Annotated in this window: 11 protein-coding genes; 5 read left to right on the plus strand and 6 right to left on the minus strand. The window is 74.3% G+C overall.

From position 1 onward, the window contains the following. Positions 1-19: 19 nt before the first annotated feature. Complete coding sequence (locus ACIGQF_RS04340; RefSeq protein WP_399705364.1) at positions 20-766, minus strand: TetR/AcrR family transcriptional regulator; 747 nt, start codon at positions 764-766, stop codon at positions 20-22. Between the two features lie 139 nt (positions 767-905). Further along, entirely contained in the window at positions 906-1,037 is a 132-nt protein-coding gene (locus ACIGQF_RS04345) for a hypothetical protein (protein ID WP_399705367.1), read from the minus strand. Between the two features lie 235 nt (positions 1,038-1,272). Here ACIGQF_RS04345 and ACIGQF_RS04350 point away from each other — a divergent pair, with 235 nt between their 5' ends. Next, complete coding sequence (locus tag ACIGQF_RS04350) at positions 1,273-1,668, plus strand: nitroreductase family deazaflavin-dependent oxidoreductase (protein ID WP_399705369.1); 396 nt, start codon at positions 1,273-1,275, stop codon at positions 1,666-1,668. Between the two features lie 364 nt (positions 1,669-2,032). Here the strand turns inward: ACIGQF_RS04350 and ACIGQF_RS04355 are convergent, their stop codons facing one another. Beyond that, positions 2,033-3,235 (minus strand): geranylgeranyl reductase family protein, encoded by a 1,203-nt coding sequence (locus tag ACIGQF_RS04355; RefSeq protein WP_361562358.1) that lies wholly within the window; start codon positions 3,233-3,235, stop codon positions 2,033-2,035. 476 nt (positions 3,236-3,711) lie between these two features. On the opposite strand from ACIGQF_RS04355, the gene ACIGQF_RS04360 reads away from it, so the two are divergent. After that, entirely contained in the window at positions 3,712-5,079 is a 1,368-nt protein-coding gene (locus ACIGQF_RS04360) for a dipeptidase (RefSeq protein ID WP_399705373.1), read from the plus strand. Between the two features lie 150 nt (positions 5,080-5,229). Here the strand turns inward: ACIGQF_RS04360 and ACIGQF_RS04365 are convergent, their stop codons facing one another. The 3 genes from ACIGQF_RS04365 to ACIGQF_RS04375 form a co-directional block, all read right to left on the minus strand. After that, positions 5,230-6,354 carry an NUDIX domain-containing protein gene (locus tag ACIGQF_RS04365; RefSeq protein WP_399705376.1) on the minus strand — a complete coding sequence of 375 codons (1,125 nt, stop codon included), beginning with the start codon at positions 6,352-6,354 and terminating at the stop codon, positions 5,230-5,232. Positions 6,355-6,976: 622 nt separating this feature from the next. Then, complete coding sequence (locus ACIGQF_RS04370) at positions 6,977-8,716, minus strand: serine/threonine-protein kinase (RefSeq protein ID WP_399705378.1); 1,740 nt, start codon at positions 8,714-8,716, stop codon at positions 6,977-6,979. A 137-nt stretch (positions 8,717-8,853) separates the two neighbouring features. Then, positions 8,854-9,810: an ROK family protein gene (locus tag ACIGQF_RS04375; protein ID WP_399705381.1), complete on the minus strand. Its 957-nt coding sequence runs from the start codon at positions 9,808-9,810 to the stop codon at positions 8,854-8,856. A 219-nt stretch (positions 9,811-10,029) separates the two neighbouring features. Here ACIGQF_RS04375 and ACIGQF_RS04380 point away from each other — a divergent pair, with 219 nt between their 5' ends. The 3 genes from ACIGQF_RS04380 to ACIGQF_RS04390 all read left to right on the plus strand — a co-directional run bounded on the left by ACIGQF_RS04380 (position 10,030) and on the right by ACIGQF_RS04390 (position 13,378). Further along, a complete protein-coding gene (locus ACIGQF_RS04380; protein ID WP_399705383.1) occupies positions 10,030-11,061 on the plus strand; it encodes a LacI family DNA-binding transcriptional regulator in 1,032 nt (343 codons plus the stop codon). Between the two features lie 155 nt (positions 11,062-11,216). After that, positions 11,217-12,629 (plus strand): rhodanese-like domain-containing protein, encoded by a 1,413-nt coding sequence (locus ACIGQF_RS04385; protein ID WP_399705386.1) that lies wholly within the window; start codon positions 11,217-11,219, stop codon positions 12,627-12,629. Beyond that, entirely contained in the window at positions 12,626-13,378 is a 753-nt protein-coding gene (locus ACIGQF_RS04390; protein ID WP_399705389.1) for a sulfite exporter TauE/SafE family protein, read from the plus strand. The genes ACIGQF_RS04385 and ACIGQF_RS04390 overlap by 4 nt, the downstream gene beginning before the upstream one ends. Positions 13,379-13,431: the final 53 nt, after the last annotated feature.

Genomic DNA, 13,431 nt, shown 5'->3' on the forward strand with positions numbered 1-13,431 from the left:
CCCGTGGGGTGCCGCCGGTTCAGCGCTTTGCGGGTACGGGCAGCCCTACCGAGCGGGCGAGCTGCAGGACGGCGTGCTCGAAGAACTCCTCCCGCGCTTCGACCACCCGGTTGAACTGCCCGAAGACCTCGAAGCCCACTAGCCCGAACAACTGCGCCCAGGCGCCGACCAGCCGTGCCGTCACCACGGCGGGCAGCTCCTCGCCCAGTTCCGCGGACAGCGCGAGCATGTTGCCGACCACGGCGTCCGGCAGCGGATCGGCGGGCTCCCTCAGCACACCCGCCCCGTACGCGTCCCGTACGACCGCGAGCAGCGCGCGGGCCACCCGGCCGGCGGGCTCGGCGGTGGCGTCCGGCGCGTGGTAGCCGGGCACGGGAGACCCGTAGAGCAGCGCGTACTCGTGCGGGTGCGCCAGCCCCCACTCCCGTACGGCCCGGCACACGGCGGTCCACCGGGCAGCGGGCGGCGCGCCGGCGGCCGCGCGGGCGGCACTTCCCGTCCCGCTCGCCGTGTCCGCTGCGGCGAGCGCCGTCTCCGCGGCCTCCCCCAAGGCGTTGTACGCGTCGAGGATCAGGGCCGTGAGCAGGTCGTCGCGGCTGGGGAAGTAGCGGTAGAGGGCCGAGGAGACCATGCCGAGTTCGCGGGCGACGGCGCGCAGCGACAGTTTCGCGGCCCCCTCGGCCGCGAGCTGCTGCCGGGCCTCGTCCTTGATCGCGGTGGTGATCTCCCCGCGGGCCCGCTCCCGTGCTCCCTTGATCGCAGTCATGCGGAACAGTGTGTCACGTTGCGGAGCACCGACCAATAACGAGAGCGGTGGAATAAAATGAGAGCAGTGCTCTTGCTTCAGTGCCGCGGCCCGTGCACACTGCTCGTACAGGAAACGAGAGCGCTGCTCTCGCAGTGCATCACCGCTCTGGCGGGTCCGATAGGCCGGGCAGGTCCGGCAGGTCGGGGCGGCGCTGCAGGTCGGGGAAGCCCGGCAGGTCCGGCAGGTCGGGGAAGCCCGGCAGGTCCGGCCGTTTCCGCCGCTTCGCCACCGACGCTTCGCTACCGAATGAGAATGAGGAAAGGCTCCCCATGACCGGTAACCGACTCCCGCAGCCTGAATCCCACCAGCCGTCACAGCCGGGATCTTCTTCGAAGAGCCAACGGTCGCTTCAGGCTCAGCTGGCGCAGCAGACCCAGGAGTCCCAACAGGCTCAGCAGCCCCTGCGACCCGAACGATCCCAGCGGTATCTCAAGCCCGGGCGGTTCGGGGCTCGGCTCAATGGGGTGGTCGGGTGGCTGGCGCGGCGCGGTGTCAGCCTGGCCGGCAGTGCGGATCTCGCGGTGCGGGGGCGGAAGAGCGGCGAGTGGCGGCGGGTTCCGGTGAACCCGCTGACTTTCGAGGGTGCTCAGTACCTCGTCTCGGCGCGCGGGCATTCCGAGTGGGTACGCAACATGCGGGCGGCCCGGGGCGGGCAGCTGCGAGTGGGGCGCAGGACCCGCGCGTTCACGGCCGTGGAGCTGGCACCGGACGAGGCTCCCGCGATCCTGCGGGCGTATCTGGAGCGCTGGGGCTGGGAGGTGAAGCAGTACTTCGGTGAGGTGACGGCCCACTCGACCGACGACGTCCTCCTCGCCGCCGCCCCCAATCACCCGGTCTTCCGCATCACCCCGACCGAGTGATCATCACCCGTATCCCGGGCGAGGGCACAGGGGTCACCTACGCCCCGGCCGCACGGCCACCCCGACCGAGCAGTCGCCCCGGCCGCACGGCCACCCCGACCGAGCAGTCGCCTCAGCCGGAGCAGTCGGCTCGACCGAGCAGTCGCCTCGGCCGGAGCAGTCGGCTCGGGCGTGCGGAGGCCGCAACTAGCCTGTCGGCCGACCCGGCAGCCCACGCACCGCCCCACCCACACCGACGTCGCGACACCCCGCCCCGGCCCGGGGCCGACAGGCTCAGGACCGCACAGGCCCAGGACCGCGAGGCTCAGGACCGCACGGCCCCGGCCGTCAGAGGCCGGGGCCGGGCCCGGCCCCGTCCCCGGCCCTACCGGTCCATAGCCGACAGCGCCCGATGGGCCAGCGGGTGGGTGCGGACGATTTCGGCGAGGGTGGTGGTGCCTCGGGTGATCTTCGCGAAGGCGTTCCACGCCGGGCGGAAGCCGGTGATCGCGGCGTGCAGGACGCCGGGGCGGCGGGAGAAGACCGCCAGCATCCGGCGGCCCACGCTCATCTCGACGCCGAGCCCTGCCTTGATCGCGAAGGCGTAGTTCAGCGCCTGGCGCCGCGCGTCGACCGCGTCGTGCGCCTCGGCGACCCGTACCGCCCACTCCCCCGCCAGCCGGCCCGACCGCAGCGCGAAGGAGATGCCCTCCCGCGTCCACGGCTCCAGCAGCCCGGCCGCGTCCCCGCAGACCAGCACCCGCCCGCGCGACAGCGGCGAGTCCTCGTCCCGGCACCGCGTCAGGTGCCCCGACGAGATGCTCGGCTCGAAGCCGGCGAGTCCCAGCCGCCCGATGAAGTCCTCCAGATACCGCTTGGTGGCGGCGCCCTCGCCGCGCGCGGAGATGACGCCGACGGTCAGCGTGTCCCCCTTGGGGAAGACCCAGCCGTAACTGCCCGGGATGGGGCCCCAGTCGATGAGCACCCGCCCGGCCCAGTCCTCGGCGACGGTCGGCGGTACCGGGATCTCCGCCTCCAGCCCCAGGTCGACCTGGTCGAGCTTCACCCCGACATGCGCGCCTATCCGGCTCGCGCTGCCGTCGGCGCCGACCACCGCACGCGCGAGCACCGTCTCGCCGCCGCTCAGCACGACGGCGACGGTGCGGCGGTCGGGGACGGCGCTGCCGTGCTGCTCGACGCGGCTGACCGTGACGCCCGTACGCAGCTCGGCGCCCGCCTTCTGCGCGGCCTCGACGAGCTGGGCGTCGAACTCGGGGCGGTTGATGAGGCCGAAGAGCATCTGCCGGGAGCGGCGCGTACGCGTCAGCCTGCCGTTCAGCGAGAACGTCACGGCGTGCACACGGTCCCGCAGCGGCAGCTCGAAGCCGGGCGGGAGCGCGTCGCGCGAGGGGCCGATGATGCCGCCACCGCAGGTCTTGTACCGGGGAAGTTCGGCCTTCTCCAGGATGAGGACGCGGCGTCCCGTACAGGCCGCGGCGTACGCCGCCGAGGCGCCCGCCGGCCCCGCGCCGACCACCACCACGTCCCACACCGTCCGGCCGTCCCGGTCTGCGCTCTCGCTGCTCACCTGTGCTGCTACTCCCGATCGATCCCTGGCACGGATACCCGGCACTCCTCCACGGCACGAGTCCGGTACCGGAACGAGTCCGGTCCCCGGCGCGAGTCCGGTACCGGAACGAAGCCGGCCCCGGCATGACCCGGCGGCTGCGCCTGCCACCGCGGCGTGCGTGCGTCACCACCGCGAGCGCCTCAGCGCACCATTGGACTTGCACCACTCGCACCATTGCGCGTACTGCCCGCACCTTGCGCGTACCGCCCGCATCCTACGGCTCGCTGATCGCGGAGGTGCCTGTGGGAAGATCGGAGGCACCATCCCCTACGTACGGACGCGTAACGTACGGGCGCACCGATGCGTTCCGTACGGACACTCACGGACGGGATCCGCGCCGCTCCGGGCACCTGGCGCCACCCCTCGACCACGGCCCGGGCGGGCCGCGCGGGCACCGTCCCTCAGGACAACGTCGCGCCCAGAAGGAGCGTTCCATGCCTGACAGCCCGCTCGCCACGACCGTCGCCGCGCTGCAGTCCCGCGCCAGGGCCGAACTGACCGAGCTGGTGGCCTTCAAGTCGGTCGCCGATCCCGCGCAGTTCCCGAAGAGCGAGTGCGAGGCAGCGGCCCGGTGGATAGCGGGCGCGCTGCGGGCCGAGGGCTTCGAGGACATCGCGGTCCTGGAGACGCCTGACGGCACCGAGTCCGTGTACGGCTTCCTGCCCGGCCCGGCCGGCGCCCCCACCGTCCTGCTGTACGCGCACTATGACGTGCAGCCGCCGCTGGACGAGAGCGCCTGGCTGAGCCCGCCGTTCGAGCTGACCGAGCGCGACGGCCGCTGGTACGGCCGCGGTACCGCCGACTGCAAGGGCGGCCTGATCATGCACCTGACGGCGCTGCGCGCGCTCAAGGAGCACGGCGGCGTACCGGTCAACGTCAAGGTGATCGTCGAGGGTTCGGAGGAGCAGGGCACAGGCGGCCTGGAGCGGTACGCCGAGGCCCACCCCGACCTGCTGACCGCGGACGCCATCGTCATCGGCGACACCGGCAACTTCCGTGTCGGCCTGCCGACCGTCACCGCATCCCTGCGCGGCATGGCCATGCTCCGTGTCCAGGTGGACACGCTGGCGGGCAACCTGCACTCGGGGCAGTTCGGCGGCGCCGCGCCCGACGCGCTCGCCGCGCTGATCCGCATCCTGGACTCGCTGCGCGCCGAGGACGGCTCGACGACGGTCGAGGGGCTGGCGGCGGAGGGCGCCTGGGACGGGCTCCAGTACGACGAGGCGGAGTTCCGCAACGACGCCAAGGTGCTGGACGGCGTGGAGCTGATCGGTTCCGGCACCGTCGCCGACCGCATCTGGGCCCGGCCGGCCGTCACCGTCATCGGCATCGACTGCCCGCCGGTCGTCGGCGCCACCCCTTCCGTGCAGGCGAGCGCGCGGGCGCAGGTGAGCCTTCGGGTACCGCCGGGCCAGGACGCCGCCGAGGCCGCCAAGCTGCTGACCGCGCACCTGGAGTCGGCGGCGCCCTGGGGTGCCCGCGTGACGGTGGAGCAGATCGGCCAGGGCCAGCCGTTCAGCGCGGACCTGAGCAGCCCGGCGTACGAGTCGATGGCGGCGGCGCTGCGCGAGGCGTACGACGGCACCGAGATGCAGTCGGCCGGCATGGGCGGCTCGATCCCGCTGTGCAACACGCTCGGCGCGCTCTACCCGGAGGCGGAGATCCTGCTGATCGGCCTCAGCGAGCCGGAGGCGCAGATCCACGCGGTGAACGAGAGCGTGTCGCCGGAAGAGCTGGAGCGGCTGTCGCTGGCGGAGGCGCTGTTCCTCCAGAAGTACGCGGGAAGCAAGGCGCAGGCGTAACGGCAGGGGCGCTCGGCCCAAGGGGCACGAGCAGCCTCGACCCGAGGGACGGGGGCCGCCTCGACCTGAGGGGCGGGGCAGCCTCGCCCCTCGGGCCGGCCGGCGGCCGGCGGGCGCGGTGCCCCGCTCCAGCGCGCTCGGGCCCGCTCCTCACCCCACCGGAACTCCCGCCTCCAGGTTGAGCGTCCGGCCCTGCGCCCGGGCCCGGAGGGCCCACCGCAGGCGGTTCCAGCGGACCGGCGGCAGCATCGACTCGGCCTCCTCCTCCGTGACGAAGCGCCAGGCGCGCAGCTCCGACCCCGGCAGCAGCAGGTCCCGTATCTGCTCGTCGGGCAGCCGTCCGCCGTCGAACAGCAGCCGCAGGCCGCCGAACCCGGGCGGCACCGGCGCCTCCCAGTCCAGCACCAGCAGGCGCGGGGTGGTGGGGAGCCGGATGCCCAGTTCCTCGGCCACTTCCCGTACGCCGGCCCGGGCCGGCGGCTCGCCCGCTTCCACGACCCCGCCGGGAAACTCCCAGCCGGGTTTGTACGTCGGGTCCACCAGCAGGACCCGGTCCTCCTCGTCGAAGAGCAGTACGCCGGCGGCCAGGGTCTCGGCGGTCGGTTCCGGTGTCTGCACGATGTCGCACGCGCCGCCGCCGTTCCGTACGGCTTCGGCGATGCGCTCGGCCGTCTGCCGCGGCCCGATCCCCGACGTGTCGATGACGTGCGCGTCCGTGCGCAGCCAGTCCAGCGCCTGCCGGTACGGCTCCAGGTGCGCCAGGCTCCACGCACGCGAGCGAGCCCCGTCGCGCTCACGCACACCGTCGTGCTCATCCACACCGCCCGAAGCGGCCACTCCGCTCGCAGCGGCCAGCCCGTCCGCATCGGCCAACCCGTTCGGTCCGTTCGGCGCCGTCTCGTCCCGCAGGGCGATCCGCTCCCGAAGGATCGTTTCCTCCGCATGCAGCAGAACATGCCGTACGGGAATGCGACGGGAGGCCAGGCCGCCGAAGATCTCGTCGCGGTACTCCTGGCGGAGCAGAGTCATGGGCGCGATGAGCGGACCCGGTACCTCCGTGAGCAGCGCGGCGGCCGCGTCGACGACGAGTCTGCGCCAGGACGGCAGGTCCTGGTAGTCGTCGACGTCGTCCAGCCGCTTGGCCGGCAGCATCTCCTTCAGCCCACGGCCGACCAGCTCGGGGTCGAAGAGCGTGCTCCCGGGGAGCAGGTCCAAGAGTTCCTGTGCCGCGGTGGTCTTGCCCGCACCGAACGCGCCGTTCAGCCAGACGATCACGGTTCCCCCTCATCCCTAGACCCCTGTGAGTTGCCCGCAACACCCTGCCACGGAAACGCGCCACATACGGGCGCTCCCGCCCGCTCGCCTCCGTCCGCAGTCGGCCCCTCGCGCCCGCGGACGCCGCCTGGTACCGGCCGACCACCGCGCCGGCCTCCCCACCTCGGACGTACGACGGCCGGGGCTTCAAGGCAGTGCGGCGGTCGAGGGCCGCAGGTCGCGCCGTGGACGTGGGGCCGCTCAGCCCCGTGGGACGGGTGAGGTGAGACGTTCGACGGTGGGGGACATTCCGGTGGGCTTGAAGATGCCTTTGTAGGCGCTGATGGCGGACACGGAAGCGATCAGGATGTTGGTGACGAGGTCCTTTCCGGCGAAGCCCCCCCCCCGCGAAGGCGGCCGTGCCGAGGCCTACGAGGACCGGGACGGCCACTTGTACGGAGGCGCGCGGCCCTGGACCAGTGGGGCCGGTTGACGACGGAGATCAGGAGGGGCGAGAGGAATCCGACTATCGGGGCCCACCTTTGCGCGTTCGTCATGGGGGCAGCGTCGGGGCGGGCGCGGGCAACGGCAAGAGGGCCGGAGGAGGGCGGCAGCCGGGGCCGGCCGGGGCGGCCGCCCGCCGTCAGCAGGTGGGCAGGCCCGGTACCGGCTGGTCGTTGGCGCCGCCCTTGAGGTAGACGACGCTGATGTAGACGCCGGTGTTGCCGCTGTCGTCGTCCGTCTTGGCCCACCAGACGTTGGTCCACCGGCCGTACGTCTCGCGGCGGTCCAGGTCGGCCTGGCAATAGAAGTAGTTGGTGCCGGCCTTGAGGGTGCCGACCCGCTCGTAGTTCCCGGTGTAGGAGTCGGCGGTGCGCCAGACCTCGCAGTGGTACTTGCCGCCGCCGGCGGAGGTGCAGGAGGGGGCGGCGGAGGAAGAAGCGGTGGGGGCCGAGGACGCGGACGGGCCCGGCTTGCCCGACGCCCCCGGCTTGCCCGAATCTCCCGGCTTGTCGGAATTCCCCGGGTCGCCGGACGGGGCCGAGGAGGCGGAGGGGCCGGGGTTCCCGGGGGCGGGCGCGGACGGGTCCGGGGGCGACGCGGTGTCCTGTGTCGGCGCCGAGGTGTCCCGGGGCGATGCCGGGGCGCCGTCGGCGGCCGGGGTCCGGTGGCCCCGCTCCCCCTGCCCGAGCAGCGCGTACGCCGCTCCCCCGGCGGCCAGCACCAGCACGGCCGCGGCAGCCGCGCGCCACACCCGCCGTCCCCCACGGCCGCCCGCCGGGCCCGGTACGGGAGCGGAAGCAGGACCCGGCACGGGAGCGGAGGCAGAGGGCGCCGGAGAGGCGGCGGGCGCGGGAGTGGGGGCGGCGGGCGGCGCGTGGTCCGGGGGCGGGCCGAAGCCCGGGGGCGGGGCCGCGCCGGGCGGCCGTACGTCGCGCTCCGTCGGGGCACGGAGCACCACCGTGACCTCCGGGGAGCGGCCCTCGGCGACCGCCCGCAGCATGTCGCGGGCCTGCGCGGCCGACGGGCGGGCGGCCGGGTCCTTCGCCATCAGGGCCTGGAGCACCGGCGCCAGGGGGCCGGCGCGCCGCGGTTCCGGGAGCGGTTCGGAGACGATCGCGGTGAGCGTCGACCACACCGACGTACGGCGGAAAGGGGCGGCGCCCTCCACCGCGGCGTACAGGGTCATCCCGAGGGACCAGATGTCGGAGGCGGGCCCCGGCGCCCGGTCCTGGGCGCGCTCGGGAGGCAAGTAGTCGAGTGAGCCGACGAGTTCACCACTTCGAGTGAGGTGGGTACGCGCCCCGTCGTCCGGCGCGTGGATGCTGGCGATGCCGAAGTCGGTGATCACGACGCGGCCGTCGCGGTCGAGCAGGACGTTGCCGGGCTTGACGTCGCGGTGCAGGACGCCGGCCCGGTGGGCGGCGTCGAGCGCGTCCATGACCTGCGCGCCGATGCGGGCGGTCGCCCTCGGGTCCAGCGGGCCGCGGCGCTCCATCTCGTCGTCCAGGGAGGTGCCCTCGACCAGTTCCATGACGATGACGGGCCGGCCGGCCTCGTCGATCACGTCGTGGACGGTGACCACGCCGGCGTGCCGGATCCGGGCGGCGGCGCGTGCCTCGCGCCGCATCCGCGTGCGCAGATCGGCCAGTTCGGCGGCCGAGGCATCCGTGAAGGCGCGCAGTACCTTGACCGCGACCTCACGGCCGAGCACCTCGTCGACGGCGCGGCAGACCACGCCCATGCCGCCGCGGCCGAGCATGCCGGTGACGCGGTACCGGCCGCCCAGCACCCGCCCGGTCAGGTCCGTGCCGGACGCCCCGTCCCGACGGTCCCCCGGGGGCTCGTGCTCGCCCGGTGGTCCGTACTCCCCCGTAGACACCTTGTCCGTTCCCCTCGTCCGTCCCGCGCGAGCGTGGTGACGGAAGACAGACTAGGGGCGGAGCGGCACACGGGCAGCACGCCACCCGGGCGCCGGGCCCCCGCCCCGGCGCCCGGGACGGCCTCCTGACCGCTCCCTCAGGCCGAGCTCGCCGCCAGCGCGTCCTCCCGGTACTGCTGTGCCGCGGCAGCCGCGCCCACCACGCCCGCGTCGGTGCCCATCTGTGCCGGTACGACCGTGATGTCGCGGGCGAAGGAGAGCGTGGCGTACTCCCGCAGGGCGCGGCGGAGCGGGGCGAAGAGGACGTCGCCGGCGCCTGCCACGCCGCCGCCGATCACCGCGATCTCGATCTCGACCAGGGTCGCGGTGGCGGCGATGCCGGCCGCCAGGGCCTGTGCCGCGCGGGCGAAGGAGCGGAGCGCGACGGCGTCCCCGGCGCGCGCCGCGGCGGCCACGGCGGCGGCGGTGGCGTCACCGTCCGGGCCGGGCCGCCAGCCCTCGGCGAGCGCGCGGCGGGCGATGTTCGGACCGCTGGCGATGCGTTCGACGCAGCCGCGCCCGCCACAGGGGCAGGGGTCGCCGTCGAGATCGACGCTGATGTGACCGATGTGACCCGCGTTGCCCGTGGGGCCGGGGTGCGGGCGGCCGTTCAGGACGAGGCCGCCGCCCACGCCGGTGGAGACGACCATGCACAGGGCGTTGCGGTGGCCGCGTGCCGCGCCCTGCCAGTGCTCGGCAGCGGTCATGGCCACGCCGTCGCCGACCAGCACCACCGGCAGGTCGCCGGTGCGCTCGCGCACGCCCGCGACCAGCGGGAAGTCGCGCCAGCCGGGGATGTTGACCGGGCTCACCGTGCCCGCCTGGGCATCCACGGGGCCCGCGCTGCCGATGCCGACGACCGACGTACGGGACCACTCGGGCGCCGCGGTCAGCTCGTCGAGCACCGCCGCCACCGCGCCCATCACGGCCGCGCCGTCCTCCTGGGCGGGGGTGGGGCGGGTGGCACGTACGAGCAGCCGGCCCCGGTCGTCCACCAGCGCCCCGGCGATCTTCGTACCGCCGATGTCCAGGGCTGCGTTGAGGTCGGTCTGCATCGGCGTGGAATCTCCTGGTCGGCGGGTGGCCCGGGGCGGAGCGCCCCGGCGGGCAGGAGGCCAGTGTCGTCACTCTTGACAACGTTGTCCAGACGGCGTTGTGCAGACGTTATGCTCTTGGCCACACCGCACCGCACCGATCCACACCACTCCGAACCGCACCGTCCACACCGCACCGCTCCACACCGCCGCACCCGACAGGACGAGGATCTCCGCACCGTGACCGACACCGCCCGGAGCACCACCCGCTACGGCACCCGGCCCACGATGAAGGACGTCGCGGCCCGTGCCGGCGTCGGCCTCAAGACGGTCTCCCGCGTGGTGAACGGCGAGCCGGGCGTCACCCCGGACACCGAACGGCGCGTGCAGGAGGCCATCACCGCGCTGGGCTTCCGCCGCAACGACTCGGCGCGGGTGCTGCGCAAGGGCCGCACGGCCAGCATCGGGCTGGTTCTGGAGGACCTCGCCGACCCCTTCTACGGGCCGCTGAACCGCGCCGTGGAGGAGGTGGCGCGCGACCACGGCGCGCTGCTGATCAACGGCTCCAGCGCCGAGGACCCGGCACGCGAGCAGGAGCTGGTGCTGGCGCTGTGCGCCCGCCGGGTGGACGGGCTGGTGATCATCCCGGCCGGGGACGACCACCGCTACCTCCAGCCGGAGATAGCGGCCGGGGTCGCCACGGTCTTCGTGGACCGGCCGGCCGGGGAGATCGACGCGGACGTCGTCCTCTCCGACAGCTTCGGGGGCGCGCGGGACGCGGTCGCCCATCTGATCGCGCACGGCCACCGCCGGATCGGCTTCATCGGCGACCAGCCGCGTATTCACACCGCCATAGAGCGGCTGCGCGGCTACCGTACGGCGATGGCGGAGGCCGGGCTGCCGGTCGACGAGTCGTGGGTGGCGCTGGGGTCGACCGAGCCGGAGCGGGTACGGACCGCCGCCGAGGCGATGCTCGACGGGCCGGAGCCGGTCACCGCGCTCTTCTCGGGCAACAACCGCGTGACGGTCACCGTCGTACGCGTACTGGCGGGTCACGCGCGCCGGGTGGCCCTCGTCGGCTTCGACGACTTCGAACTGGCCGACCTGATCACGCCCGGCATCACCGTCGTCGCCCAGGACGCGGCCCGCCTGGGCCGCACCGCCGCGACCCTCCTCTTCCGCCGGCTGGAGGGCACCGACGAGCCGCCCCAGCAGCGCGTCATCCCGACCCGGCTGATCCTCCGCGGCTCGGGCGAACTCCCGCCCGCCTGACCCCGCTCACCGCACCGCCGCCACCTCCCTCAAGAGTCGAAAATTGCCCGTTGAAATACCCCCGGGGGTACCTTTGTTATGGTGGTACTCATACCCCCGGGGGTACAGGAGCATGGGGTACCGATTTCTCCATCGGAGGGAAGGGGCGCACTGTCGTGTTCTTCGTCGACACCCTGGAATTCGAAGGTCTGGGCAACCGCAGTTACCTGGCCGGCGGCCGGGCGGCCGCGGTCGCGATCGACCCACCCCGCGACGTGGACCGCATCGTCGCCGCCGCCGCGCGGCGCGGGGTGCGGATCGCGTACGTCGTGGAGACCCACGTCCACAACGACTACGTCACCGGCGGACCGGAGCTGGCCCGAATAACCGGCGCCCGCTACCTGGTCCCGGCCGATGCGGCGGTCGCGTTCGCGCGCACGCCGGTCGCCGACGGCGACACGGTGCCGGTCGACCAGGACCTGGTGCTGCGTGCGGTGGCGACCCCCGGGCACACCCCGCACCACACCTCGTACGTGCTGGCCGAGTCGGGCCGCGACGTCGCCGCCTTCACGGGCGGCTCCCTGCTGATCGGAACGGTCGGCCGGCCGGACCTCGTCGAGCCGCGGCTGACCGAGCGGCTGGCCCGCGCCCAGCACGCCTCGGCGCACCGGCTCGCTGCCGAGCTGGCCGACGAGGTGCCCGTCCTGCCGACGCACGGCTTCGGCAGCTTCTGTTCGTCCGCGCAGGCGGAGGGCGACGCCACCACGATGGGCGCGGAACGGCGGTCCAACGACGCGCTGACGAAGGACGTGGACACCTTCGTCGCGGAGCTGCTGGCCGGACTGGAGGACGTGCCGGCCTACTACGCGCACATGGCGCCGGCCAACGCGGCGGGGCCCGCTCCGGTGGACCTCACGCCGCCGCGGCCCGCCGACGCCGAGGAGCTCGCGCGGCGGCTGGCGGCCGGCGAGTGGGTGGTGGACCTGCGCAACCGGGTCGCGTTCGCCGCCGGTCACCTCGCCGGATCGTTCAACTTCGAGGGCGAGGGCAAGCTCGCCACGTACCTGGCCTGGCTGATCCCCTGGGGGAAGCCGGTCACGCTGCTGGCGGAGACGCCCGAGCAGATCGCCGACGCGCAGCGGGAGCTGGTCCGGGTGGGCATCGACCGCCCGGCGGCCGCGGCGACCGGGACACCGGAGCGGTGGGTGCGCGACGGCGAGCAGCCGCGCTCCTTCCCGCGCGCCACCTTCGCCGACCTCGCGGCCGTCCCCGAGAAGGAGCGGCGGGACCTGGTCGTGCTGGACGTGCGCCGGGACTCGGAGCGCGCCGAGGCCTACGTCGAGGGCTCCGTGCACGTGCCGATCCACGCGCTGCACGGCCGCGTCGGGGACGTGCCGCCGGGCGTGGTGTGGGTGCACTGCGCGGGCGGGATGCGGGCCGCGATCGCGGCGTCCCTGCTGGACGCGGCGGGGCGGGACGTCGTCGCCGTCGACGACCGCTTCGACGCCGCCGCGCCGGCCGGCCTCCCCCTGATACGCCCGGAGTCGGCCGCCCGGGAGCGGCGGGACAGCGATGACCACGCCCTGTGAGTACGGTGATTCTCGCGCTGGTCGCCGGGGCCGTCGTCGGCCTGGCGCTGGGCGCGCTGGGCGGCGGGGGCAGCGTGCTCGCCGTCCCCGCGCTGATCTACCTGCTCGGCTTCACGCCGGCCGCGGCGACCACCGCGAGCCTGCTCATCGTCACGGCCACCTCGCTCACCGCCCTGTTCGCCCACGCACGGGCGGGCAATGTCCGGTGGCGGGCGGGGGCGCTGTTCGCGGCGGCCGGGCTCGTACCGGCGGCGCTGGCGGGCGCGGTGGCGGCGCGGCTGCCGCATTGGCTGCTGACCCTGGCCTTCGCCGCCGTGGCGGGGCTGGCGGCCGTCCGGATGCTGCGCAGCGCCCGGCCGGACGCCGAGGGGCAGCCGCCCTCGGTGCGACCGGCGAAGGCGGCGGGCTGCGGCGCCGGGCTGGGCGCGCTGACCGGGCTGCTGGGCGTCGGCGGCGGCTTCCTGGCCGTGCCGGCCCTGGTCACCGTGCTGGCCTTCGAGATGCAGGCGGCGGTCGGCACCAGCCTGCTGGTCATCTCGGCGAACTCGCTGGCCTCGCTGGCCACTCGGGGCGCGACCATGGGCCACCTCGACTGGGGTGTCATCGCGCCCTTCACCGCCACCGCGGTCCTGGGCGCGTGGGACGGCAAGCGGCTGGCCGCCAGGGCTTCGGGCCCCCTGCTGCAACGCGCCTTCGCGGTCGCGCTCCTGGCGGTGGCCGCATTCATGGCCGTGGACGCGGTGACCTGACGCGCGGGCGGTTACCCGTACCGCTCCGATGCGTCGTCCGCGCGCGGCAAGGA

This window comes from Streptomyces sp. NPDC053560, from assembly GCF_044544605.1.
GTDB lineage: Bacteria > Actinomycetota > Actinomycetes > Streptomycetales > Streptomycetaceae > Streptomyces.